The sequence below is a fragment of the Janthinobacterium sp. BJB401 genome (assembly GCF_013372745.1).
Taxonomy (GTDB): Bacteria; Pseudomonadota; Gammaproteobacteria; order Burkholderiales; family Burkholderiaceae_D; genus Janthinobacterium; species Janthinobacterium rivuli.
The window spans coordinates 12,215-35,718 of sequence record NZ_JABXFH010000035.1 but is presented as its reverse complement, the minus strand read 5'-3'; the positions used below and the strand labels follow the sequence as shown (position 1 = coordinate 35,718).

The window sequence follows — 23,504 nt, the reverse complement described above, 5'->3', positions numbered from 1 at the left end:
TGCTGTTTATATATACAGTAGATTCACAGTATATACAAACAAGGCGGCGAGGTCACGCCTCGATCACCGGAACGCGGGGCGCAAGTGCACACATCAGCTCGTAGCCGATGGTGCCGGCGGCCAGGGCCACCTCGTCGATCGGCATGCCCTGGCCCCACAGGGTGACGGCACTGCCGACTTTTGCGCCAGGAACCTGCGTCAGATCGACCATCAGCATGTCCATCGACACCCTGCCGATGAGTCCAGTGCGCACGCCGTCGACCAGCACGGGCGTGCCTTCGGGCGCGTGGCGCGGGTAACCGTCCGCATAGCCGCACGCCACCACGCCCACCTTGATATTGCCAGCCGCTTCATAGCGGCTGCCGTAGCCGACCACGTCGCCAGCGGCGATATCCTGGATGCCGATGATGCGGCTGCGCAAGGTCATGGTGGGCAGCAAGCCGAACGCCTGCGCCGAGGTGCCGCCAGGAGCGCCGCTGGGCGTGCCGCCATACAGCATGATGCCGGGACGTACCCAGTCGCTGTCCAGATGGTGCATCAGCAGGCCGGCCGAATTGCACAGGCTGCGCGGCAAGGCTGTGCCAATGCTGGCCGCACCGGCTTCAAAACGCAGCATCTGCTGCTCTAACGGCAAGCGCGTGGGCGCCGCCTCATCCGCATTGGCGAAATGCGTCATCAGGGTGATCGTGCCGACGTGCGGGATGGCGCGCAGGCGCGCATACGCACCCGCCACGGCATCCGGCGTGAAACCCAGGCGGTTCATGCCCGTGTTCATTTTCAGGTGCACATCGATGGCGTGCGGCAGGCGCGCCGCTGCCAGCATGGCGATCTGTTCTTCGCAATGCACGCTGCCATTCAGTTTGTGCTGCGCCATGACCAGCAAATCGCTGGCGTCGAAAAACCCTTCCAGCAGCAAGATGGGCTTGGTCCAGCCCAGTTCGCGCAAGCGCACGGCGTAGTCGACCTCGACCAGCGCCAGGCCATCGGCCTCGGCAAAGCCCCGCATGGCCCGTTCCAGGCCGTGGCCATAGGCGTTCGCCTTGACGACGGCCCACACCTTGGCGCCGCGGGCGCCGGCACGGGCGCGCGCCAGATTGTGTTGCATGGCATCGAGATGGATGGTGGCGATGAGGGGCCTGGGCATATGCGTCGTGTACGGCGAGTGGGAAAGCCGTATTTTACCGGATGCACCGTATGGTGACATGGCAGGCGCCGACGGTCGTGCGCAGAGGACATCATTTATAAAATGCTCACATGTGATGTATTTTTCTGCGGCAGAAAAATTAAGCTTCGCTTAGACAAGACTATGCAAAGCAGCCCCTTCCAAACTTGGGGTTTGCCGTTTTTTCGTGGTATAAAGCAAGCCAGATATGATTTCAGGCATTCCAGAATGAATCGTGGTTTTTATACCATCATGGCGGCGCAGTTCTTTTCCTCGCTGGCAGATAACGCCCTCTTTTTTGTCGCCGTCGATTTATTGGTGTCCATGAAATCACCGGCGTGGATCACGCCGCTGCTCAAACTGTCATTCGTGCTGTTTTACGTGCTGTTGGCCGCTTTTGTCGGCGCCTTCGCAGATGCATTGCCAAAAGGCAAGGTCATGTTCATCGCCAACATGGTCAAGATTTTCGGCTGCGCCCTCGTCTTCTTCCACGTGCACCCGCTGCTGGCCTACGCCGTCGTCGGTTTTGGCGCGGCGGTATACTCACCTGCCAAGTACGGCATTCTGACGGAACTGCTGCCGCCGGAAAAACTGGTGGCGGCGAATGGCTGGATCGAAGGCTTGACCGTCACCTCCATCATCCTCGGCACCGTCATGGGCGGCGCACTCGTCAGCGGCCACGTGTCCGACATGCTGCTGTCCTTCGACTTCCCCCTGATCGACACGGGCATCACCAACAAGACGGAAGCGGCCCTGTGCGTGGTGGTCGGCATTTATGTACTGGCAACCCTGGCCAACCTGAAGATTCCCGACACGGGCTGCGTGTATCCGCACCAGGAACGCAATCCTATCAAACTGATTACCGATTTTGCCAATTGCTATTCCATCCTGTGGAAAGACAAGCTGGGCCAGATCACCCTGGCCGTGACAACCCTGTTCTGGGGCGCCGGCGCCACCTTGCAGCTGATCGTGCTGGAATGGGCCAAGCAATCCTTGAACATGCCCTTCGACAAGGCGACCAGCCTGGTGGGCGTTGTCGCCATCGGCGTGGCCGCCGGCGCCGTGCTGTCGGCCCGTTTCATTCCCCTGCGCAAATCGCTGACCGTCATTCCGCTGGGCATCGCCATGGGCGTCATCGTCATGATGATGACGCAAGTGCATTCCGTATGGATCGCCTACCCGCTGCTGATACTGATCGGCGCCCTGTCCGGCTTCTTCGTCGTGCCCATGAATGCGCTGCTGCAACACCGCGGCCACGTGCTGATGAGCGCGGGCCATTCCATCGCCGTGCAGAACTTCAATGAAAACCTGTCCATTCTCACTATGCTGGCCGTGTATTCCATCATGATCCGCCTGCACCTGCCGCTCAACATCATCATCACCCTGTTCGGCCTGTTCGTCGCCGGCACCATGTACATGATCATGCGCAGGCACAAGCTGAACCAGGCGGAGCACGACAATCTGTCGCTGATTGGCGAGCAGAAACATTAATTACGGTGGTGTCGGATTACGCGGCGTGCCGCCGCTAATCCGACCTACACGACCTACAGGACCTAAGCTGGTAGCGCGCCGGTAATCCGCCGCGCGGCAGCCTGCTCAATCCAGGTAGCGGGCACGACAAAACCGCGCGTACGCTCCACTTCCCAGCCTTCGATAGTATCCACTGTGGCCACCATCACCGGTTGCGCCAGATCAAACAAACGCGCGCGCAAGGCATCCACGTCCAGCACGTCCTCGTCGCGCCCCTTGTATGGCGCCAGCCATTGCAGGCGCGGCAGCACGACGTAGCGCTGCTGCGGCAGTTGCGCCGGCGTGCACCAGAAGCCGTGTCCATGTTCCGGGGAAATGCCGTCCATGGCGGGCGTGGCGCCCGGTGCATAAAACAGCCAGCCCTTGACCAGCGCCTGCGCCGCGCGCACGGGCTGCGACAGCAAGCTTTGTGCGGCCGGATGGCGGGACAAGGCCAATTGTTTGTCGAGAATCTTGCGCATCTTCAAGCCCAGGGTATCGGCCAGGTTCGGGCCGATCAAGTGGTTGAAGACACCCGGATCGGGCGCGCCTTCGAGCAGGTAGAACTTGGTGGCGAATTCCCAGTGCAGCAAGCCATCTCCATCATGCAGCAGAAAATCGAATTCACCCACGGTGTCGTTGCGGTTCACCTGCACTTGCAAGCCATGCGCAGCCAGCACGCCGTGCTGCTCAAAATAAAAGGCCAGCAGCTTTTCAGCATACAGGCCCAGGCGGGAATAGAATTTCGGCCCCAGCGCCGCATCGAGCGGCGACGGGTCATCCTGCAGCGCCCCCAGCCAGACAGCCACGGCAGGCGTGACGGGCGCAAGGCTGGCGATGCGCCCGCCCCAGTGGGGGCTGGACGGATCGAGCAAATCGGGCGAGTCGAGCAGCCAGGCCAGCGCGCGCACGCGAGGATGCGTCAGATGCCCCCAGCGCTGCTCGAAACGGGCCTGGAAAGTGCCGCTGGCAGTCTCAATCACCGTGCGTGCTTTTCGCCAGGCACAGGTCGGCCCAGGCACGGGCCTTGGCCTTGCCCGTCTCGTCCTGCAGCAACATTTCCGGATGGAAGGTGGCCACGACGGAGGCATTGCCCAGTTGGCGCACCGTGCCGCGCACGGGTTTTTCGCCGGGATTGATGCCGGCGGCGGCCATCGAACCCAGGGTGACGATGGTGCGCGGCTGCAGCAGGGCCAGTTCGCGCTCAAAGTACGGGCGGCAGGCGGCCGACTCCGATTCGGTGGGCAAGCGTTCCTGCCCGGCCTCGTCCAGCGGACGGCATTTCAGCAAGTGCGTGATGTACACGCCGCTGCCCGCGTCGACTTCGATGGCTTTCAGCATATTGTCGAGCAATTTGCCCTGCTCGCCCGGCAAGGCGCGCCCTTCGCGCTCTTCCTGGCGCGACGGGCTGCTGGCCAGCATCAGCCAGGCACCCTGACGGTCGCCACGCCCCATGACGACGCCCTTGCGCGTCTTGCACAGATCGCAGCGCGCGCACTTGGCGACGGCGGCCGTCAAGCCCTCCCAGTCGAGGACGGCGATATCGGCATCGCTCAGCTGTTTGACGGGCGGCGGTGGCGGCGCATCGTCGAACCAGGCCGTGTCGTCCTGCTCGGCGGCAGGAGCTGGCGTAGCGGCAACCGCAACGGGCGCTTCGACCTGCACCTCGGCGACCGCCTCAGCAACTACCTCGATCACGGTTTCTACGGCTTCTGCCACAGGCGCCGCCACGACGGCTTCCATTTCCACGGGTGCCTCGACGGCCTCGGCTGCGGCACCCTGGCGCAAGCGCCACAGGGGACCAACGCCCATTTCATCGAGGAAAACGGCGCTGCGGCTCATAAGGTATAACGCATCACGATGGCGTCCTCACGTTGCGAGTTACTGGCCGGATAGTATCCCTTGCGCCGGCCAATCTGTTCAAATCCATAACGCTGGTAGATGTCGAGCGCGCGCACGTTCGACGGGCGCACTTCCAGCAGCATCGATTCCATGCCCAGCTGGCGCGCGCAGGCGCAGGACTGGTTCAGCAGGAAACGGCCCAGACCCTGCCCCTGGATGGCGCCCTCGACGGCCACGTTGAGCAAGTGCGCCTCGTCGACAACCAGCATCAGCAAGAAGTAGCCAAGCAAGGTGCCATCCACGTCGCGCAGCACCCAGGCCGGGTAGCCGCTCTTGAGCGAATCGACAAAGTTGCCATGCGTCCAGGGATGCGGATACACGCGCTGTTCCAGCGCCAGCACCTCCAACAGGTCCGCTTCCTGCATCGGCTGATAGTCGAGGCGCAGCAAGTCCCAGCCTGCCGCGCTGTCCTTGTCCTTGCCCGCTTCCATCATTGTGCCGCCTCCGCAGCGGCCTTGGCGGCCTGCATGTCGAGGCGTTCCGCGCTCGTGTAAGCGATCTTGTTGCGCAAATACAAAGGCTGCGCCTCGGCCGCCGTCACGAACTGACCGGATGTAAAGGCGATGCGCGCCAGCTGCGCCACTTGCACGGCGTGCGGCATGATGGCGGCGTCCGCGCTGGCGGCACATGGCAGCGCGGCCAGGACGTCGGCATAGGCGCTAAAACCGTTGCCGCAACCGGTGACCTCGCCTTGCGGCGCCACGCCGGCCGGCGCGCTCAGGGCCGGTGGCGAAACAATCTGCAAGCCATCCTGGTAATCGTATTGCGCCCAGTACACTTCGCTCATGCGGGCGTCGAGCACGGTCACGATGCGCTGCGCGCCATGCTGCTGGTGGCACGCGAGGGCCATGGCGTCGAGCGTGACGACGGGAACGACGGGCAGATTGGCGCCGTAGGCCAGGCCTTGCGCGATGCCGCAAGCCGTGCGCACGCCCGTAAACGAGCCGGGGCCGGAGCCGTAGGCGATGGCGTCGACGTTGGCCAGGGTCACGCCCGCTTCGGCCAGCAATTCCTGCACCATGGGCAAGATGGACTGGGAATGGGTGCGCACGCCCGACGAGGCGCGGGACAGGACGACATCGCCGCGCAACAAGGCGCAGGAGGCGAGTTCGGACGAGGTTTCAATAGCAAGCAGTGTGGGAAGTAAGGTAGACATAGCGTATTTTACCTTGCCAGGCCCGGAAGCGGCATGCCGTGCAGGTCAACAACAGCCTACTTGCACAGCCCGTGCGCGAGGACGGCTATAATAAAAGGCTAAGCTGATTGCTTGACCGGCGTCATTGCGCCATGCCCGGCAATCCATACGCGACACTATCACCCCACTCTTGCCCTGGTCCGTTCCGTGAATCCACTTCTTGCTAAACTGCAACCATACCCGTTTGAAAAGCTGCGCCAGCTGTTTGCCGGCGTGACGGTCAACCCCGAATATGCGCCCATCAGCCTGGGCATGGGTGAACCCAAGCACCCGACGCCGGCCTTCATCGAGCAGGCATTGACCGACAATATCCACGGCCTGGCCAGCTATCCGACCACCATCGGTTCGGAAGCCTTGCGTACCGCCATCGCCGGCTGGCTCGAGCGCCGCTATGGCATCCCCAAGCTCAATCCTGCCACGCAAATCCTGCCCGTGAACGGTTCGCGCGAAGCGCTGTTTGCGCTGGCGCAAACGGTGATCGATCCATCGGCCGGTTCGCTCGTGATCAGCCCGAATCCGTTCTACCAGATCTATGAAGGCGCGGCCTATCTGGCCGGCGCCGAACCGTATTTCGTCAATTCCGACCCAGCGCGCAATTTCGGCTGCGACTACGACAGCGTACCGACCAGCGTGTGGGAAAAGGTCAAGTTGCTGTTCCTGTGTTCGCCGGGCAACCCGACTGGCGCCGTGCTGACTCTGACGGACTGGGAACACCTGTTCGCCCTGTCCGAACGCTACGATTTCGTCATCGCCGCCGACGAGTGCTATTCCGAGATTTACCACGGCGACACGCCACCGCTGGGCGCGCTGCAGGCGGCGCACATGCTGGGCCTGTCCACCATCGAGCGTCCGTATGCGCGCCTGGTCGTGTTTTCCAGCCTGTCGAAGCGCTCGAACGTGCCGGGCATGCGCTCGGGCTTTGTGGCCGGCGACGCGGAAGTCCTGAAAAAATTCCTGCTCTACCGAACCTACCACGGCGGCGCCATGAGCCCCGCCGTGCAGGCGGCCTCCGTCGCGGCCTGGAACGACGAAACCCATGTCGAGGAAAATCGCGCCAAGTACCGCGCCAAGTTCGACGCCATCACGCCGCTGCTGCAATCGGTGATGGACGTGCAATTGCCGGACGCCGGCTTCTACCTGTGGGCCGACGTCAGCCGCACGGGACTGTCCGACACCGAATTCGCGCAACGCCTGTACGCCGAATATAATGTGACGGTATTGCCTGGCAGTTACCTTGCGCGCGACGCGCACGGCATCAATCCGGGCCGCAACCGCATCCGCATGGCCCTCGTGGCCGAAACGGCCGAAGGGCTGGAAGCAGCGTTGCGCATAGTAAAATTCTGCCAGCAGCTTTCCGCATCCGCATCAACCAACTAAATAAACAAGACATCATCATGAGCCAACAACTGCAAACCATCATCGACCAGGCCTGGGAAAACCGCGCCGAGATCAATCCAGGCAACGGCACGGCCGAACTGCGCGACGCCGTCTCCCACGTCATCAATGGCCTGGACAACGGCAGCATCCGCGTGGCTGAAAAAACCACGGGCGACTGGGTGGTCAACCAGTGGGTCAAGAAAGCCGTGCTGCTGTCGTTCCGCCTGGAAGACAACGTCGTCCTGCCGTCGGACGGCACGATGCAGTTCTACGACAAGGTCCCGACCAAGTTCGCCAATTACACCAAGGAAGACTTCGCCAAAGGCGGTTTCCGCGTGGTGCCGCCAGCCGTCGCACGCCGCGGCAGCTTCATCGCCAAGAACGTCGTGCTGATGCCGTCCTACGTCAACATCGGCGCCTACGTCGATGAAGGCGCCATGGTCGACACCTGGGCCACCGTCGGCTCCTGCGCGCAGATCGGCAAGAACGTCCACCTGTCCGGCGGCGTCGGCATCGGCGGCGTGCTGGAACCCATGCAAGCAAACCCGACCATCATCGAAGACAACTGCTTCATCGGCGCCCGTTCGGAAATCGTCGAAGGCGTGATCGTCGAAGAAAACTCGGTCATCTCGATGGGCGTGTACATCGGCCAGTCGACCAAGATCTACGACCGCGCCACGGGCGAAGTGACCTACGGCCGCGTGCCAGCCGGTTCCGTCGTGGTGTCGGGCAACCTGCCTTCGGAAGATGGCAAGTACTCGCTGTACTGCGCTGTGATCGTCAAGCGCGTGGATGCAAAAACCCGCGCCAAGACCGGCATCAACGAGTTGCTGCGCGGGATTTAATCACTCCGCCGCGAGGCGCACGCAGCACCCTGAATGTCCCGCTTCGGCGGGACATTTTCATTTCCGACTGGCAACTTCAATCGTCGTGCAGCCATCCCCCATCCTGTCCTATACTGGATGGCATGAATACACCTCCCGTCCTGATCGTCGGCGCCGGTCCTACCGGCCTCATGCTTGCCTTGCGCCTGGCGCGCCATGGCGTCGATTGCCGCATCATCGACAAAAATAGCGGTCCCGGGCAGGCGTCGCGGGCCATGGCCGTGCATGCGCGCACGCTGGAGTTTTACCAGCAGCTGGGCTTTGCCGACGAGCTGGTCAGCCTGGGCATCAAGATCAATGCCATGCACATCCATGAAGGTGGCGAGGAGCTGGTGAAACTGGCGCTGGGCGAGATCGGCGAAGGGCTGAGCCCCTACCCTTTTGTGCTGAGCCTGCCGCAGGACGAGCATGAACGCTTCCTCATCAGCAAGCTGGCGGCGGCCGGCGTGCACGTGGAATGGAACGTGGCGCTGGACCTGTGGACACAGGACGATAGCGAAGTGCAAGCCATCCTGCTCAAGGACGGCGAACGCCAATATTGCACGTTCAACTATATTTGCGGCTGCGACGGGGCCCGCAGCAAGGTGCGCGAAATCGCCGGCTTTGAATTCTCCGGCGGCACCTATGATCACCTGTATTACGTGGCAGACGCGCAAGTGGCCGGCAAGAATACGGATTTGCATGCCCATCTGGGCGCGAACTCGTTTGCGCTGATGTTGCCCGTGCGCACCAGTGGCATGCAGCGCCTGATCGGCATCCTGCCCGACCGCCCGGAAGGCGCGCCCGCGCCCGTCTTCGACGATGTGCGCGGCGACGTGGAAAACTTGCTTGGCATCCAAGTCGAACAAATCAACTGGTTTTCCACGTATAAAGTGCACCACCGGGTGGCGGCGCAATTTCGCGAACGGCGCTGCTTCATCCTCGGCGATGCGGCCCACCTGCACAGCCCCGTGGGCGGCCAGGGCATGAACACGGGCCTGGGCGACGCCGTCAACCTGGCCTGGAAACTGGCGCAAAAGCTGCGCGGACAAAGCAACGACGCCCTGCTCGACACCTATGAAAGCGAGCGCATCGTGTTTGCCCGCAAGCTCGTCGCCACCACCGACCGCGCCTTCCAGGCCATCGTCGCGCAAGGCATCGCCGGGCAATTCCTGCGGCGCTGGCTGGTGCCGCACGCGCTGCCCTTCCTCTCGGGCTTCTCGCGGGCGCGCCGTTTGCTGTTCCAGACCGTGTCGCAAATCCAGATCCATTATGAAGACAGCGCCCTCTCCGCCGGCCATGCGGAATACCTGCGCGGCGGCGACCGCCTGCCCTGGTTCTCGGACGGCACGCAAGACAACTTTCTCGCCTTGCGCAGCATGGATTGGCAATTGCACATCTATGGCGAAGCGGCGCCCGAACTGCTGGACGAGGCGCGCGTGCTGAAACTGCCCGTGCACTGCTACACCTTCAATGTCGCCGCCAAACTGGCCGGCCTGGGCCGCGACGCGGCCTACCTCGTGCGCCCCGACGGCCACATCGCGCTGGCCCTGCACCTGCAGGAAAGCGGCGCCCTGCGCGCCCTGGCCTTGCGGCTGGGCCTGCATTTCGGCCCGGCAGAATCGGGCAAGGCTGCGCCACGGCCTGTGTAGGCCAGCCAGACTCCAAGCTTGTGGCAGATCAAAACATGAAGATTTAATTCCCTTGCTTTGTTTGCTTTGTTTGACTTCGTGTCCTATGCTGAAACATGCGTTTCAAGGAGACAGCCATGTCGAACACATCGAACACACGCTCCCCTGTCAGCGATGGCGACACCGGTACGATTGATGAGGCCGCCACCGGCACCGGGCATGCTCCAGCCGCGCCCTCGCTGGCCAGGCAGCTGGCGGATGCACTCGCTCCCAATGCCACGGGCTTGCGTTTTAACATTGCACAAGATACGTTCCAGGAAGCCTATGCATCGCTGCTGGACGCCGTGCCGCGCGACGACCGGCCCGCGCTGCTGGCGCAAATGCGGCGCGACCTCGATATCGTCGCCGAACGCGAGCTGAACCGGGCCTCTGATATCGGCGCGCATGCAGGACACATCAATACCCGGCAATTCATGCGCGGCCTGGAAGGGCAGGAGCGGCCGCAGCGTCAAAAAGACCTGGCCTCGCACAGCTTGCTGTCTGGCCCCGAACTGCGCGCCCGGCTGGAAGTCACGCCGCAGGCGCTCAGTGCGGCACTCAAAGCCAGACGCCTGTTCGCCTTGCGCGGCGCTTCGGGCGAATATGTCTATCCGGCATTTTTCGCCGATCCCCGCCACGACCGCCACATCCTGGAAAAAATCAGCAAAATCCTCGGCGACTTGCCGGGCGCCGCCAAATGGGATTTTTTTATCGCTCCGCGCCTGTCGCTGGGCGGCAAGTCGCCGCTGGAAGCCCTGGCCAAAGGCAAACTCGATGCCGTGATGGCGGCCGCCCGCGCCTACGCTGACGAATAACCGCGCGACCGTGGCAACCTTGCGCCTGCCCCGTCTGCCGCAACTGCCCGCAGCGCTGTACCGTGTCTCCGGCCATGCCACGGGCGAACCGTATTTCGGCAGGGCGAACACCTACCGCTTCGACGATCCCCACCCACAGGCGGCGGCCCGCTTCGGCACCTTCCGCTTGGCATCCGCAGCGCCTGGCACTGAATCTGCCAGGATCATGCAACCTTGTTGCACTGCCGCATCGACTGCGCATCGACTGTATAATGTCGGCTAACATCGTATTTTTCCCTGGCGCAAGCGCCGCGATCAAGCGAACCGCATTCATTCCCCTTAGCCCTACCCATGACGACCATTACACTCTACGGTATCCCCAACTGCGATACCGTCAAAAAGGCCCGCACCTGGCTGGCCGCGCAGCAACTCGATTTCACTTTCCACGACTTCAAGAAGCAGGGCCTGGAACGCGCTACAGTCGAAGCGTGGCTGCAGCAATTGCCGTGGGATGTGCTGGTCAACAAGAAAGGCACGACCTGGCGCGCCCTGTCCGACGAGCGCAAGGCCGCTACCGTCGATGCGGCCAGCGCCCTGGAGCTGATGCTGGAAAACCCGTCCATCATCAAGCGCCCCGTGCTGGATAAGGATGGCAAGTTCAGCGTCGCGTTTTCGGATGCGCAGTACAAGACCATTTTCTCAGTTTAAACCCGACACCTGCAAGGCTGGGGTCGCACCCAAGGGTACGACCCCGCTCGACAACATGACCACCTCCAAAACCCTCGCCCTGACCGAAAAACTGATCGCCCTATCCTCGGTCACGCCCGACGACAAGGGCTGCCAGCAGCACCTGATCGATATCCTCACGCCGCTGGGCTTTGTCTGCGAGACGATACAGTCGAACGACGTCACCAATCTGTGGGCACGCCGCGGCACCACGTCGCCCGTGTTCGTCTTTGCCGGCCATACGGACGTGGTGCCGACCGGCCCCGTCGAGCAATGGCGCTCGCTGCCCTTCATTCCCACGCACCGCGACGGCAAGCTGTACGGCCGTGGCGCGGCCGACATGAAGACCTCGATCGCCGCCATGGTGGTCGCTTGCGAGGAGTTCATTGCCGCCACGCCTGAGCACACGGGCTCGATCGCCTTTTTGATCACCAGCGACGAGGAAGGCCCGGCCACGGATGGCACCGTCATCGTGTGCGACAAATTGAAAGCGCGCGGCGAGCAGATCGATTATTGCCTGGTGGGCGAGCCGACCTCGAGCGCGCAGCTGGGCGACATGATCAAGAACGGCCGCCGCGGTTCGCTGTCGGGCCGTTTGACGATCAAGGGAGTGCAAGGCCATATCGCCTACCCGCACCTGGCAAAGAATCCGATCCACGAAGCGGCGCAGGCGCTGGCCGACCTGGTCGAAGAGAAATGGGATGCCGGCAACGAGTATTACCTGCCGACGTCGTGGCAAATGTCGAATATCAACGCGGGCACGGGCGCGAATAACGTGATTCCCGGCGACATGGTGATCGACTTTAACTTCCGCTTTTCCACGGCCAGCACGGCGGAAAACCTGCAAGAGCGGGTCCACGCCATCCTCGACAAACATGACTTGCAGTACGATTTGCAGTGGACCCTGAGCGGCCTGCCCTTCCTCACGCCGCGCGGCACCTTGAGCGATGCGCTGTCCGCCGCCATCCTGGAAGAAACGGGCCTCGCGACGGAGCTGTCGACCACGGGCGGCACCTCGGATGGCCGGTTTATCGCGCAAATCTGCCCCCAAGTGATAGAATTCGGGCCGCCCAATGCCAGTATTCACAAGATCGACGAGCACATCGAACTGCGCCACATCGATCCCCTGAAGAATATTTACCGGCGCACGCTGGAGCATTTGCTGCCCGTCTGAACCAGAATACCGAGGCCCGTCACGGCGGGCCAGAACACCGTCTTTTCGAGAATGCCATGACCCCGAACCCGTTTTCCACGCCACGCGACCTGCTGCGCTACGCCGTTACCCGTTTCAATACCGCCAAGCTGTTTTTCGGCCACGGCAGCGCCGAAGCGTTCGACGAAGCGGCCTATTTGATCCTGCACACCTTGAAGTTGCCGCTCGACAAGCTCGAACCGTTCCTCGACGCCAAGCTGCTGCCGTCGGAAGTGGCCAGCGTCATGAGCGTCATCGACCGCCGCAGCATCGACCGCGTGCCAGCCGCCTACATCACCAAGGAAGGCTGGCTGGGTACGTATAACTTCTACGTCGACGAGCGCGTGATCGTGCCCCGCTCCTTCATCGCCGAGCTGATTCCTGAATACTTCTCGCCATGGGTGGCGGAGCCGGAAGCCGTGGAAAACATCCTGGAACTGTGCACCGGTTCGGGCTGCCTGTCGATCATGATGGCTGACGCCTTCCCGAACGCCGCCGTCGACGCCGTGGATATTTCGGCCGACGCGCTGGCCGTGGCCAAGCGCAACGTCGACACGTACAAACTGCAGGACCGCGTCAACCTGATCGAATCGGACCTGTACACCAACGTGCCAGCCAAGAAATATGACTTGATCATCAGCAACCCGCCGTACGTGAATTCCGCGTCGATGGGCGCCCTGCCGCAGGAATACCTGGCGGAACCGCAAATCGCCCTCGACGGCGGCAGCGACGGCATGGACCTGGTGCGCAAGATCATCGCCGGCGCGGCCGAACGCCTGACGGACGACGGCATCCTGATGATTGAAATCGGCAATGAACGCGAATACGCGGAAGCGGCCTTCGGCGAGCTGGGCCTGACCTGGCTGACGACGAGCGCCGGCGACGACATGGTCTTCCTGCTGACGGCCGAGCAGTTGAAGCTGGTTTAATTGACAAACGCACGACCTCACTCAACCCAACAGAAAATGCCGGGGTCGTACCCTCAGGGTACGACCCCAGGTTTGCGCCTTTGGGTTAAAACACAAAGAAAAAAATGATACGTTTCCTACAAGTAAGCCTGATGCGCGGCATCAAACCGTTGCTCGAACAAGTCGATGTCACCCTCAATCCGGGCGACAAGATCGGCCTGATCGGCGCCAATGGCGCGGGCAAATCGAGCCTGTTCGCCATGATGCGTGGCGAATTGCACCCTGACCAGGGCGAGATCGATTTCCCGGCCAAATGGCGCGTGGCTTACGTGGCGCAGGAAACGCCGCCGCTGGACCGTGCCGCGCTCGACTACGCGATCGATGGCGACATCACCCTGCGTAAACTCGAAGCGGAACTGGCGCGCCTGGAATCGGAGCCGGCCACGTCGGAAAACGGTATCGCCATCGGCGAAATCTACAGCGCCATGGCCGATGCGGACGCGTATACCGTGCAGTCGCGCGGCGAGCAATTGCTGCTGGGCCTGGGTTTCACCCTGGACCAGATGCAGCAACCTGTCGCCAGTTTCTCCGGCGGCTGGCGCATGCGCTTGAATCTGGCGCAAGCGCTGATGTGTCCATCCGACCTGCTGCTGCTCGATGAACCGACCAACCATTTGGATCTGGACGCCATCATCTGGCTGGAAGACTGGCTCAAGCGCTACGCCGGCACATTATTGATCATTTCCCATGACCGCGACTTCCTCGATGAAGTCGTCAACGTGGTCGTGCACATCGACGAGCGCAAGCTGAAACGCTATTCGGGCAACTATTCGAGCTTCGAGCGCCAACGCGCGGCGCAGATGATCCTGGCCGCCGGCGCGCTGGAAAAGCAGCAGCGCAAGCGCGCCCACCTGGAATCGTTCGTCAACCGCTTCAAGGCGCAAGCGTCGAAGGCCCGCCAGGCGCAAAGCCGCATGAAGGCGCTGGCGAAGATGGAAGAGCTGGCGCCATTGCGCGCCGCCGCCGAATTCTCGTTCGAATTCCGCGAGCCGCTGTCGGCACCAAATCCGCTGCTGGTGATGGAAGACGTCGATGCTGGCTACAAGATCGAAAACGAAGCGACGGGCGAAATCACGCATAAAACCATCGTCAACGGCATCAAGTTTTCGCTGCAGATCGGCCAGCGCATCGGCCTGCTGGGCCAGAACGGCGCCGGCAAATCGACCCTGATCAAGACCATCGCCGGCGAACTGATGCCGCTGACGGGCGACGCCACCATGGGCAAGGGCCTCAACATTGGCTACTTCGCCCAGCACCAGGTGGAAATGCTGCGCCATGACGAATCGCCGCTGTGGCATCTGGCCAAGATCGCCCCGACCGTGCGCGAGCAGGAACTGCGCAACTTCCTCGGCGGCTTCAACTTCCCCGGCAACATGGTCACCGCCTCGATCGCACCGTTCTCGGGCGGCGAAAAAGCCCGTCTGGCGCTGGCCCTGATCGTCTGGCAGCGTCCTAACCTGCTGCTGCTCGATGAACCAACCAATCACCTGGATCTGGAAACGCGCGAAGCGCTGACGGAAGCGCTGGCCCAGTTCGAAGGCACGCTGGTCGTCGTGTCCCATGATCGCCATTTGCTGCGCGCCACCACCGACGAATTCATCATCGTTGCCGACGGCAAGCTGCAACCGTTCGACGGCGACCTGGACGACTACAAGGACTGGCTGTTCAAGACCAAGCTGGGTAAAGGTACCGATGTGCTGCCGGCCGCCGGCAAGGCCAACAAGACGGACTTCCCAGTGACCTCTTCCGTACCTTCGCCGGCAGCCGCCCCTGCCGCGCCCGTGCGCGACAAGCGCAAGGAAGCGGAAGAGCGCCAGAAAACGGCCGCCCTGCGCAAGCCGATCGAAAACAAGATCAAGCGCCAGGAAGAGCAGATCGCCAAGCGCAATGCGCAAAAGGCGGAAACCGACGCCAAACTGGGCGAGCCGACCATCTATGACGCCGCCAACAAGGCGAAATTGAAGCAATTGCTGGCCGACCAGACCTTCTTCACCAAGGATCTGGCGCAGCTGGAAGCGGAATGGCTGGACTTGCAGGATCAATTAGAGAAACTCGGCTAACGCTAAAATACAAAGACGACTTCCGGGTCGTCTTTTTTTTAGGCTGCCTGCATGGGGCTGGGGCTGCGGATCGCCATCAGGCGGTCGATATCGACGAGGATCAATCGGCGCCCCGCCACCGTGCCCAGGCCCAGCAGGTAGTCGGCTTCCGCCTCGCCCAGGCCGGGCACGGCGGCAATGTCGCCGGGCGCCAGGCTGACGATATCGGTGACGCCATCGACCACCATGCCCATCACGCCATTACTCAGCTGCAAGATGATCACGTCCGTGGCCGGGTCGGGCGCGCAGTGGGCGCTGCCGAACGCGGCGCGCATGTCGACGATGGGGATAATCACCCCGCGCGAGACGGCCACGCTGTGCAGCACTTCCCCTTCCGAGGAAAAACGGTCGAGTTCCTTCAACGGACGCAATTCCCGCACGCGGCGGTAATCGAGGCCGTATTCCAGGCCGCCCAGCCGGAAGCTCAAGTACTGCGTCAGGTATTGCGCGGTTGCGGCGCCAGGCGTGGTCGTGGGCTGCATGGTGTTCCTTTCATCCGGTAAGCGCTGCCAGGATGCGCAGTGGCGCAATGTTGGCCCCATGCTAACCAGCATCGCCGCGAACGGCGTTGAGAAACATCAACTTTCCCGGAAGACATCATCGGCCGGCCACCCCGCCCTTGCGCCGGCGCAGCCATCTTCCCTTACAATACCCCCATCGTTTCCCCACAGGCAGGCAATGCAACACCTCGTCAATCCCGCTGAAGTTGAATTTTCCGCCATCCGCGCCCAGGGGCCAGGCGGGCAGAACGTCAACAAGGTCTCCAGCGCCATCCATTTGCGCTTTCCCATCGCCGCCTCGTCGCTGCCGGAAGCGTACAAGGAACGGCTGCTGGCCCTGCGCGACAGCCGCATCAGCAAGGATGGCGTGCTGGTGCTCAAGGCGCAGCAGTCGCGCAGCCAGGAGCAGAACAAGGAAGAAGCGTTGCGGCGCTTGCAGGAAATCATCGACAGCGTGACCTTCCTGCCCGCCGTGCGCCGCGCCACCAAGCCCACGCGCAGCTCGCAGCGGCGCCGCCTCGACAGCAAGAGCACGCACAGCGTGCTGAAACAATCGCGCGGCAAAGTCACGGACTGATTACGGCGGTGGCTGGTACGTCCAGTCCAGGCTGCCCGTGCTATCCGCAAACACGGGCTGCGTGGCCGGCGTGGCGCTGCGCAGCAAGGCCTTGATTTCCTTCGGCGGCCGGTCGTAGACCTTGGCCGGTCCAGGCGGCACGACCAGGGCGCGCACCGTCGTCTCGCCATCGATCAGGCCCAAGGTGCAGCGCGACTGGCCCGCCGTTGCCTGCCGTTCCTGGCGCAGCTGCGCCACTAGGGCCAGCATCTGCGCGTGCAGGATTTCCGACTGTTTTACTTCCACGCGCAGGCGCGCCACCTCTTTCAGGACGGGAGCGATGCGCGCGGCCAGCTTGTCGTACTGCACCTGCTGTGCCGGCTGCAACTGCAATTCGCCGCGCCGCAGCTGGCCCGCCAGGGTCAGGTAGTTGCGCACCTCGGGCAATTGCGCAATGGCATCGATCTCCTGCTGGCGCTTGTGCTGCACTTGCTGATACTGCGCCGCCTTCGCCAGGCTCTCGGCAATCTTTTGATCGAGGGCGCTCAGGTCGGGTACGAGGGGAAACAGCAGCATCTCCACCTGCCTGCGAGGGCCGGCGCTGCCGATGCGGATGGTGCGCGCCGCCACAGCGCAGCCTTCGGCCAGTTCGATGACGACCTCGTCGGCGATGATTTCGCAATTGCTGGCGCTGTCGATCACCACGCGCGTGCCGGCGATGACGCAGCTTTCCGCGCGTTTTACGTGGATTTCACCGCTCAGCGCCTGCAGCACGGAACCGGAAGCGACGCCCTCGACGCGCACGTCGCCATGCTCATTGAAGGCTGTGCCGCCCACCAGGTTGCGCTGCAACCATATCAACCCGCCATGCGAGTGCAAATGGCCATACACGTCGCCATGGATGGTGATGTCGCTGCCGTCGAGCTGGCGCTGCTCCTGCACTTCGCCATATTCCTCGTAGGCGGCGCGCAGCTTCAGATTGCCCGTCGTGCGGCTGCTGACGCCTTCGCGGCTGACGATCTTGTTTTCGATCGACATCTTGCCGTGCTCATCGACATTCACGTAGCCATCCTGGGTGGCGACGAGGAAAGCGCCATCGCTGAAATGCTCGACCGCCGTGCCTGGCCCCGCCACCGTGGCCAGGTCCAGTTCCAGCGGCGCGGGCGGCGGCAGCGCCTTGCCGGCCAGGTCGTAGCCTGGCAAGCCGGGCGTACCAGGCAGCAGACGCAGCAGGCGCGCGTGTTTTTTCACTTGCGGAAAGCGGTTCTTGAAACTGAGCAAATCCAGGCGGCCATCGGAGCGTTCGCGCGGCGCATCGTCGCGGTGGATGCCCTGAGACACTTCGACCAGCTGGGCGTCGCGCCCCGGCTGCGGCGGCAGCACCCGCGCCACCGTGATGCGCTCGGCCTTGCCGCTGGCGAGCATGGCGCGCACGGCCACGCTATCGATGCCGTAGTGCACGCCCTTGCACCACAGGTCGGCCACCAGCTCGTCGAACTCGCGGCGCGCCGGCACCTGGCCATCCGCGTCCGCCGGCAACGCTTCAAAGTAAAACTCGGCGCTGTCGCCACGGATCTTGATTTGCTGATACAGCGCGCGGCGCGGCGGCGGGAATGGCGACACGCGCACAGCGATGCGCAGCAAGGCGTCGCCCTTGGGCGCGGCGCGGGGAGCGGGGGCATGGAACAGGGTCAGCAGGAACAAGCCGTAATCGAGGCCGGCCAGCAGTTGGCCCGACTGGAACAGCTGGTCGACGGCGGCGCGCAGTTGCGCCGGCGCCAGCGACAAATCCAGGAACACGCCCTCGTCGCGCTGGAGCAGGCCGTGCGGCAGGCCGCCTGCGGGGGCCGCATCCGGAACGCGTGTGTCGTCGTCGCTCACCACTTGCCTCCCCCAGCAACAATGTCAGAGAATTGCCTCATTGCGTTAGAACAATATCACGGGGCGTGGCCGTGTGCCTGACTGAGCAACAATGTTGGTGGCCAAATGCAAACAGGGCCACCTCTTGCGAGATGGCCCTGTCGGAGGGGGATGGAGCCTAGCGGCGCGGCGGATTCGAGTAAATGTCCTGGCCCACTTCGTTGATCTGGCGGCGCAGGTCGCGCCGCTCGTCAGGCGTCATGCGGCCCGTGCGGCGCGAAGCGTCGGCGCCTTCGTTGGCGCGGCGCTGCTCTTCGGCACGCGTGTCGAAACTGCGTGCGTCACGCTGTTCGCGCAGTCGCGTATCATTGCTGTTGCTGCGCTGTGCCTGCTCATACCGCTGGGCCTGCATTTGCTGCTGGTCGTCACGGCGTGGCGGCGGCTGGTTTTGCGCCGACGCCAGGCTGGCGGCAAACACGGAACAAATGGCAAATGCGGACAGCACAGTCGTGCGTGCGGCGATAGCTGCGCTGGGAGCGGCGTGAATTTTTTTAGTAAAGATATTCATTGAGTTCCTCTTCCGCGATGCCGTATAAACTAAAGCTGATTTCCACTGTGGCCCCAGTGTATGATGCTTTACACGGTGCAGTAAGAGTAATTGGGTAAAGTTTGTAACACTTTGTAATGGGTCGCCACAGCCCCTTGCCGACGCCGCGCGAGGCGTTACTATAGCAACTAATATAAGATAACACGACACCCTAAATGACCACAACCTCCACTTCCGGCAGCAACACAACAACGCAATCGATTCACGGCCACCAGGCAAAAATCATGGTGGTCGATGACGATGTGCGCCTGCGCGACCTGCTGCGCCGCTACCTGACCGAACAGGGCTTCAATGTCTTCACGGCAGAGAGCGCGACGGCCATGAACAAACTGTGGCTGCGCGAACGCTACGATCTGCTGGTGCTCGACCTGATGCTGCCGGGCGAAGACGGCCTGTCGATCTGCCGCCGCCTGCGCGGCGCGGGCGACCAGACGCCGATCATCATGCTGACGGCCAAGGGCGAGGACGTGGACCGTATCGTGGGCCTGGAAATGGGTGCCGACGATTACCTGCCGAAACCATTCAATCCGCGCGAGCTGGTGGCCCGCATTGGCGCCGTACTGCGCCGCAAGGGTCCCGATGAAATCCCCGGCGCGCCGTCGGAAACGCCGCAAACCTTCGAGTTCGGCGACTTCGTGCTGGACCTGGGCACACGTACCCTCAAAAAGAATGGCGAAACGGTGCCGCTGACGACGGGCGAGTTTTCTGTGCTGAAAGTGTTTGCCCGCCATGCGCGCCAGCCGCTGTCGCGCGAAAAATTGATGGAACTGGCGCGCGGCCGCGAATACGAAGTGTTCGACCGCAGCCTGGACGTGCAAATCTCGCGCCTGCGCAAACTGATCGAACCCGACCCGTCGAGCCCGCTGTTCATCCAGACCGTGTGGGGCCTCGGCTACGTTTTCATTCCGGACGGACAGCCGCGCTGATCGCAGGCGAGGCATGATGAAGCTTGTTCCCGATATCAGCCTGGCGCGGCTGAAAAGCGGCCTGTTCTGGCGCACCTTTTTGCTGCTGGGTACTTTGACCACCGTCAGCATGATCACCTGGATCGGCATGATTTCCGTCATCCAGCGCGAGCCGCAGGCGCAGCAGATTTCCGCCCAGATCATTTCCGTCGTCACCATCACGCATGCGGCATTGACGCACTCGGCGCCCGAGCTGCGGCGCGAGCTGCTGTTCGACCTCGTCAGCAATGAAGGCATCCGCATCTTCTCGCTGGAAGAGGACGACCGCATCGAGCCGCCGCCCGACAATTACCTGATGCCCGAGATCGAGGCGCAGGTGAAGGCCAAGCTGGGCAAGGACACGCGCTTTTCCGCGCGCGTCAACGGGGTGGCCGGCTTCTGGGTCAGCTTCAAGATCGACGACGACGAGTACTGGCTGATGCTGGACCGCGAGCGCCTGCGCGGCCTGACGGGCTTCCAGTGGCTGGGCTGGGCCAGCCTGGTGTCGCTGCTGTCCCTGCTGGGCGCGGCCATCATTTCCAGCCTGATCAATCTGCCGCTGTCGCGTCTGACGGCGGCCGCGCGCGACATCGCCAAGGGCAAGCAGCCAGCGCCGCTGCCGGAAAAGGGCCCGATTGAAATCATCGAGGCGAACCGCAGCTTCAACCAGATGGTCGATGATTTAAAACAGGTGGAATCGGACCGCGCCGTGATTCTGGCCGGCATTTCGCACGATTTGCGCACGCCGCTGGCGCGCATGCAGCTGGAAGTGGAAATGGCCAACCTGTCGGACGAGGCGCGCGAAGGCATCCAGTCCGATATCGGGCAGATGGACGCCATCATCGGCCAGTTCCTCGACTATGCCAAGCCGACGGAAGCGTCGAGCTTTACGGACGTCGACCTCAGCGGTTTGCTGACCGACATGACGCGCGAAGCGATGCGCCTGCCGGACGTGAAGATCAACGCCAGCATCGCCGACGGCGCGCATGCGATGGGCAACCCCACCGATTTACGCCGCGTATTGAACAACCTGATCGAAAATGCGCGCCGCTATGGCAAGACGCCGGGCAGCGACGTGACGGAAATCGACATCGCCTGCCAGGTACGCACCAGCCACGGCGCGAAAAAGGTGATCATCGAAGTGCAGGACCACGGCACGGGTGTGCCGACGGAAAAGATCGAGCAACTGATGAAGCCGTTCACCCGCCTCGACACGGCGCGTGGGCAGGCGAATGGCGCCGGCCTGGGCCTGGCCATCGTCGACCGCGTGCTGCTGCGCCATGGCGCCGAATTGCAAGTGCGCAACCGCGAAGGCGGCGGCCTGGCGTTTCAGATCAGTTTGCCAGCGGCGTAAGCTAACACGCCGGGGTCAGTCCCGTCGGGCCTGACCCCGTGTCATCAAGCCGACGCCTGCTCCTGCACCAGCAATTTGTTCATCAGCAATTCCGTCGCCCCGTAGCCGTACAGGGAATCGCTTTCCATGCCCGGCGTGTCGAAGGGGATCGATTCCTCGCGATTCAGCTTGGCAGGATCGGCGTCCGCATAGCTGGCGCGCCAGGCGCGCTGCAGGGATTCATTGCGGCGGATAAAGGCCGGCATGGGCCAGTCGTCGCGGTTCCAGTGCGGGCTGTCGCCCAGCAGGGGCCAGCGCTCGTTGAGCAGGGCCATGTCGCCCGTGCGCAGGCGGCGCACGGCCTGTCCCGGCCGCAAGCCTTCCAGCTCGTCCAGCGTGGGCAAGCTGTCGCGCTTCGGCCCGAACATATACGCCAGCATGATGCGCCCGGCAGGCGCCCTGCGCGCCACCACGCCGACGGCATAACCGCCGCCCGGCAGGGGCACGGCAAACCAGCTGCCTTCTCGGTATGGTAATGATTTCATTTCTGCAAACTCCCCCAAAATCGTGTTCGGGGCACAGTCTACGCGAAGCAAGGCGAAAGTGGCGCATGGTACGCCACGACAACAAACCAATAGTTACAATATTTTCTCGTCATAGTGATACTGGGCAACAATTGGCCCCGCCTTGAACAGCGCTTCCTTCATGGCCGTGTCCAGGCGCGCGTCGCGGCGGCGCATCCATTCGAGCAGCATGGCCGCTTCCTTGCGGCTGGTGTCGCCCGCATGCGCCAGCACGCGGCGCAGTTCCGGGTCCGTGCACGCCTCGAAGCGCTGGCTGTTCAGGTCCAGCGCATGCAGCGCGGCGATGGTGGCGCCGATGGCGCGGTGCATGTCGAGCGCGGTGGCCGGCAAGCCGGATTCTTCCAGTGGGACGTTGGTCATGCGCATTCCTTTTCGCGTAGTGGTGACATCGGCTGCATTCTCCACCGCGCGGACGAAAAGCTCAAGCGTCCACGACACGTTTCCACCCGTTCGGCCATAATCATGGCTCAGCAACAGCCTAAACCCAGCAGCAGGAGCCCCATGTTCAATTTCGACTTTTACAATCCGACGCAAATCCTTTTCGGCCAGGGCCAGATCGCCGCCATCACGGCGCTGATCCCGCCGCAGGCCAGAGTGCTCATGACGTATGGCGGCGGCAGCATCAGGCAGAACGGCGTCTATGATGAAGTCAGGGCGGCGCTGGCCGGCCATACGGTGCTGGAATTTGCCGGCATCGAACCCAATCCCAGCTATGAAACCCTGATGCAGGCCGTGGCCATGGTGAAAAGCGAGCGCATCGATTTCCTGCTGGCCGTCGGCGGCGGCTCCGTGGTCGATGGCACCAAGTTCATCGCCGCGGCCGCCCTGCACGAAGGCGAGGCGTGGGACATCCTGGCCAAGGGCGGCAAGATCGTCGAGGCCGCCCTGCCCTTCGGCACCGTATTGACCCTGCCGGCCACGGGGTCCGAAATGAATGGTTCGGCCGTGATCACGCGCAAGGCGACGCAGGAAAAACGCTCGTTCATGAGCCGCAAGGTGTATCCGAAATTCTCCGTGCTGGATCCGTCGAAGACCTTTACATTACCGCTGCGCCAGGTGGGCAATGGCGTCGTCGATGCGTTTGCGCACGTCATGGAGCAATACCTGACTTACCCTGTGAACGCGTCCGTGCAGGACCGTTTCGCCGAAGGCATTTTATTGACCCTGATCGAGGAAGGCCCGAAGGCCCTGTCGCACCCGGACGACTACGACGTGCGCGCCAACGTGATGTGGAGCGCCACCCTGGCCTTGAACGGCCTGATCGGCGTGGGCGTGCCGCAGGACTGGTCCACGCACGCCATCGGCCACGAATTGACGGCCTTGTACGAGCTCGACCACGCGCAGACCCTGGCCATCATCCTGCCCAGCATGCTGCGCGTGCGCAAGCAGGCCAAGCGCGCCAAGCTGCTGCAGTACGCGGCCCGCGTGTGGGGACTCGACGGCGGTGACGAGGATGGACGCATCGAGGCCGCCATCGCGCGCACGGAATTCTTCTTCCGGCACATGGGCGTCAAGACGCGCCTGGCCGACTATGGCCTGAATCACGCCAGCGTGGATGCCGTCGTCTCCGCCCTCGACGCGCACGGCATGACGGCGCTGGGCGAACAGCGTGAAGTGACGCCCGCCGTCAGCCGCAAGGTGCTGGAACTGAGCCTGTAGATTC

The 23,504-nt window shown here is 62.9% G+C and carries 23 protein-coding genes; 13 read left to right on the top strand and 10 right to left on the bottom strand.

Annotated elements, in window-relative coordinates:
- Positions 1-52: 52 nt before the first annotated feature.
- Complete coding sequence (alr, locus tag HWE17_RS20290) at positions 53-1,144, bottom strand: alanine racemase (protein ID WP_176390004.1); 1,092 nt, start codon at positions 1,142-1,144, stop codon at positions 53-55.
- Between the two features lie 246 nt (positions 1,145-1,390).
- On the opposite strand from alr, the gene lplT reads away from it, so the two are divergent.
- Complete coding sequence (gene lplT / locus HWE17_RS20285) at positions 1,391-2,653, top strand: lysophospholipid transporter LplT (protein WP_035820370.1); 1,263 nt, start codon at positions 1,391-1,393, stop codon at positions 2,651-2,653.
- A 62-nt stretch (positions 2,654-2,715) separates the two neighbouring features.
- Here lplT and HWE17_RS20280 read toward each other — a convergent pair whose 3' ends face one another.
- From HWE17_RS20280 to tsaB, 4 genes are read right to left on the bottom strand one after another with little or no spacing between them, the layout of a single operon-like run.
- Positions 2,716-3,651 (bottom strand): DUF1853 family protein, encoded by a 936-nt coding sequence (locus tag HWE17_RS20280; protein ID WP_369681757.1) that lies wholly within the window; start codon positions 3,649-3,651, stop codon positions 2,716-2,718.
- Complete coding sequence (locus tag HWE17_RS20275; RefSeq protein ID WP_176390002.1) at positions 3,647-4,513, bottom strand: uracil-DNA glycosylase family protein; 867 nt, start codon at positions 4,511-4,513, stop codon at positions 3,647-3,649. The genes HWE17_RS20280 and HWE17_RS20275 overlap by 5 nt, the downstream gene beginning before the upstream one ends.
- Positions 4,510-5,007, bottom strand: coding sequence for a ribosomal protein S18-alanine N-acetyltransferase (rimI, locus tag HWE17_RS20270; protein WP_176390001.1), 498 nt, complete (start codon positions 5,005-5,007; stop codon positions 4,510-4,512). The genes HWE17_RS20275 and rimI overlap by 4 nt, the downstream gene beginning before the upstream one ends.
- Positions 5,004-5,729: a tRNA (adenosine(37)-N6)-threonylcarbamoyltransferase complex dimerization subunit type 1 TsaB gene (tsaB, locus tag HWE17_RS20265; RefSeq protein ID WP_176390000.1), complete on the bottom strand. Its 726-nt coding sequence runs from the start codon at positions 5,727-5,729 to the stop codon at positions 5,004-5,006. The genes rimI and tsaB overlap by 4 nt, the downstream gene beginning before the upstream one ends.
- Positions 5,730-5,915: 186 nt before the next feature.
- Here tsaB and dapC point away from each other — a divergent pair, with 186 nt between their 5' ends.
- From dapC to HWE17_RS20225, 8 genes are all read left to right on the top strand, one after another.
- Positions 5,916-7,145, top strand: coding sequence for a succinyldiaminopimelate transaminase (gene dapC / locus HWE17_RS20260; RefSeq protein WP_176389999.1), 1,230 nt, complete (start codon positions 5,916-5,918; stop codon positions 7,143-7,145).
- A 17-nt stretch (positions 7,146-7,162) separates the two neighbouring features.
- Positions 7,163-7,990, top strand: a complete 828-nt coding sequence (dapD, locus tag HWE17_RS20255) for a 2,3,4,5-tetrahydropyridine-2,6-dicarboxylate N-succinyltransferase (RefSeq protein WP_046683916.1) — start codon at positions 7,163-7,165, stop codon at positions 7,988-7,990.
- A 122-nt stretch (positions 7,991-8,112) separates the two neighbouring features.
- The gene (locus tag HWE17_RS20250; protein ID WP_176389998.1) at positions 8,113-9,660 is read left to right on the top strand and encodes an FAD-dependent oxidoreductase; all 1,548 of its coding nucleotides are present in this window, start codon (positions 8,113-8,115) and stop codon (positions 9,658-9,660) included.
- Positions 9,661-9,776: 116 nt separating this feature from the next.
- Entirely contained in the window at positions 9,777-10,493 is a 717-nt protein-coding gene (locus tag HWE17_RS20245; protein WP_176389997.1) for a hypothetical protein, read from the top strand.
- 330 nt (positions 10,494-10,823) lie between these two features.
- A complete protein-coding gene (locus tag HWE17_RS20240; RefSeq protein WP_176389996.1) occupies positions 10,824-11,180 on the top strand; it encodes an ArsC family reductase in 357 nt (118 codons plus the stop codon).
- Positions 11,181-11,235: 55 nt separating this feature from the next.
- On the top strand, positions 11,236-12,372 hold the full coding sequence (dapE, locus tag HWE17_RS20235) for a succinyl-diaminopimelate desuccinylase (RefSeq protein ID WP_176389995.1): 1,137 nt from the start codon (positions 11,236-11,238) through the stop codon (positions 12,370-12,372).
- 56 nt (positions 12,373-12,428) lie between these two features.
- On the top strand, positions 12,429-13,319 hold the full coding sequence (prmB, locus tag HWE17_RS20230) for a 50S ribosomal protein L3 N(5)-glutamine methyltransferase (protein ID WP_176389994.1): 891 nt from the start codon (positions 12,429-12,431) through the stop codon (positions 13,317-13,319).
- A gap of 104 nt (positions 13,320-13,423) precedes the next feature.
- Entirely contained in the window at positions 13,424-15,418 is a 1,995-nt protein-coding gene (locus HWE17_RS20225) for an ATP-binding cassette domain-containing protein (protein ID WP_176389993.1), read from the top strand.
- A 38-nt stretch (positions 15,419-15,456) separates the two neighbouring features.
- Here HWE17_RS20225 and HWE17_RS20220 read toward each other — a convergent pair whose 3' ends face one another.
- Positions 15,457-15,939 carry a chemotaxis protein CheW gene (locus HWE17_RS20220; RefSeq protein WP_176389992.1) on the bottom strand — a complete coding sequence of 161 codons (483 nt, stop codon included), beginning with the start codon at positions 15,937-15,939 and terminating at the stop codon, positions 15,457-15,459.
- A 196-nt stretch (positions 15,940-16,135) separates the two neighbouring features.
- On the opposite strand from HWE17_RS20220, the gene arfB reads away from it, so the two are divergent.
- Complete coding sequence (gene arfB, locus HWE17_RS20215; protein ID WP_034749850.1) at positions 16,136-16,534, top strand: alternative ribosome rescue aminoacyl-tRNA hydrolase ArfB; 399 nt, start codon at positions 16,136-16,138, stop codon at positions 16,532-16,534.
- Here arfB and HWE17_RS20210 read toward each other — a convergent pair whose 3' ends face one another.
- Positions 16,535-18,394, bottom strand: coding sequence for a flagellar assembly protein A (locus HWE17_RS20210; protein ID WP_369681756.1), 1,860 nt, complete (start codon positions 18,392-18,394; stop codon positions 16,535-16,537).
- Between the two features lie 157 nt (positions 18,395-18,551).
- A complete protein-coding gene (locus HWE17_RS20205; protein WP_176389990.1) occupies positions 18,552-18,941 on the bottom strand; it encodes a hypothetical protein in 390 nt (129 codons plus the stop codon).
- 263 nt (positions 18,942-19,204) lie between these two features.
- Here HWE17_RS20205 and ompR point away from each other — a divergent pair, with 263 nt between their 5' ends.
- The gene (gene ompR / locus HWE17_RS20200) at positions 19,205-19,906 is read left to right on the top strand and encodes a two-component system response regulator OmpR (RefSeq protein WP_223278807.1); all 702 of its coding nucleotides are present in this window, start codon (positions 19,205-19,207) and stop codon (positions 19,904-19,906) included.
- A gap of 13 nt (positions 19,907-19,919) precedes the next feature.
- Positions 19,920-21,278, top strand: coding sequence for a sensor histidine kinase (locus tag HWE17_RS20195; RefSeq protein WP_176389989.1), 1,359 nt, complete (start codon positions 19,920-19,922; stop codon positions 21,276-21,278).
- A 44-nt stretch (positions 21,279-21,322) separates the two neighbouring features.
- Here the strand turns inward: HWE17_RS20195 and HWE17_RS20190 are convergent, their stop codons facing one another.
- Positions 21,323-21,802: an Imm26 family immunity protein gene (locus HWE17_RS20190; RefSeq protein ID WP_176389988.1), complete on the bottom strand. Its 480-nt coding sequence runs from the start codon at positions 21,800-21,802 to the stop codon at positions 21,323-21,325.
- A 93-nt stretch (positions 21,803-21,895) separates the two neighbouring features.
- Positions 21,896-22,201 carry a hypothetical protein gene (locus HWE17_RS20185; protein ID WP_255206329.1) on the bottom strand — a complete coding sequence of 102 codons (306 nt, stop codon included), beginning with the start codon at positions 22,199-22,201 and terminating at the stop codon, positions 21,896-21,898.
- A gap of 141 nt (positions 22,202-22,342) precedes the next feature.
- On the opposite strand from HWE17_RS20185, the gene HWE17_RS20180 reads away from it, so the two are divergent.
- Entirely contained in the window at positions 22,343-23,500 is a 1,158-nt protein-coding gene (locus HWE17_RS20180; protein ID WP_035820398.1) for an iron-containing alcohol dehydrogenase, read from the top strand.
- The last annotated feature ends 4 nt before the right edge of the window (positions 23,501-23,504 follow it).

What these genes read in the sequence shown, in the direction of transcription:
- alr (WP_176390004.1), bottom strand. Translation starts at nt 1,144, where the DNA reads ATGCCCAGGCCCCTCATCGCCACCATCCATCTCGATGCCATGCAACAC.
- lplT (WP_035820370.1), top strand. Translation starts at nt 1,391, where the DNA reads ATGAATCGTGGTTTTTATACCATCATGGCGGCGCAGTTCTTTTCCTCG.
- HWE17_RS20275 (WP_176390002.1), bottom strand. Translation starts at nt 4,513, where the DNA reads ATGAGCCGCAGCGCCGTTTTCCTCGATGAAATGGGCGTTGGTCCCCTG.
- rimI (WP_176390001.1), bottom strand. Translation starts at nt 5,007, where the DNA reads ATGATGGAAGCGGGCAAGGACAAGGACAGCGCGGCAGGCTGGGACTTG.
- tsaB (WP_176390000.1), bottom strand. Translation starts at nt 5,729, where the DNA reads ATGTCTACCTTACTTCCCACACTGCTTGCTATTGAAACCTCGTCCGAA.
- dapD (WP_046683916.1), top strand. Translation starts at nt 7,163, where the DNA reads ATGAGCCAACAACTGCAAACCATCATCGACCAGGCCTGGGAAAACCGC.
- HWE17_RS20250 (WP_176389998.1), top strand. Translation starts at nt 8,113, where the DNA reads ATGAATACACCTCCCGTCCTGATCGTCGGCGCCGGTCCTACCGGCCTC.
- HWE17_RS20245 (WP_176389997.1), top strand. Translation starts at nt 9,777, where the DNA reads ATGTCGAACACATCGAACACACGCTCCCCTGTCAGCGATGGCGACACC.
- HWE17_RS20240 (WP_176389996.1), top strand. Translation starts at nt 10,824, where the DNA reads ATGACGACCATTACACTCTACGGTATCCCCAACTGCGATACCGTCAAA.
- dapE (WP_176389995.1), top strand. Translation starts at nt 11,236, where the DNA reads ATGACCACCTCCAAAACCCTCGCCCTGACCGAAAAACTGATCGCCCTA.
- prmB (WP_176389994.1), top strand. Translation starts at nt 12,429, where the DNA reads ATGACCCCGAACCCGTTTTCCACGCCACGCGACCTGCTGCGCTACGCC.
- HWE17_RS20225 (WP_176389993.1), top strand. Translation starts at nt 13,424, where the DNA reads ATGATACGTTTCCTACAAGTAAGCCTGATGCGCGGCATCAAACCGTTG.
- HWE17_RS20220 (WP_176389992.1), bottom strand. Translation starts at nt 15,939, where the DNA reads ATGCAGCCCACGACCACGCCTGGCGCCGCAACCGCGCAATACCTGACG.
- arfB (WP_034749850.1), top strand. Translation starts at nt 16,136, where the DNA reads ATGCAACACCTCGTCAATCCCGCTGAAGTTGAATTTTCCGCCATCCGC.
- HWE17_RS20205 (WP_176389990.1), bottom strand. Translation starts at nt 18,941, where the DNA reads ATGAATATCTTTACTAAAAAAATTCACGCCGCTCCCAGCGCAGCTATC.
- ompR (WP_223278807.1), top strand. Translation starts at nt 19,205, where the DNA reads ATGGTGGTCGATGACGATGTGCGCCTGCGCGACCTGCTGCGCCGCTAC.
- HWE17_RS20195 (WP_176389989.1), top strand. Translation starts at nt 19,920, where the DNA reads ATGATGAAGCTTGTTCCCGATATCAGCCTGGCGCGGCTGAAAAGCGGC.
- HWE17_RS20190 (WP_176389988.1), bottom strand. Translation starts at nt 21,802, where the DNA reads ATGAAATCATTACCATACCGAGAAGGCAGCTGGTTTGCCGTGCCCCTG.
- HWE17_RS20185 (WP_255206329.1), bottom strand. Translation starts at nt 22,201, where the DNA reads ATGACCAACGTCCCACTGGAAGAATCCGGCTTGCCGGCCACCGCGCTC.
- HWE17_RS20180 (WP_035820398.1), top strand. Translation starts at nt 22,343, where the DNA reads ATGTTCAATTTCGACTTTTACAATCCGACGCAAATCCTTTTCGGCCAG.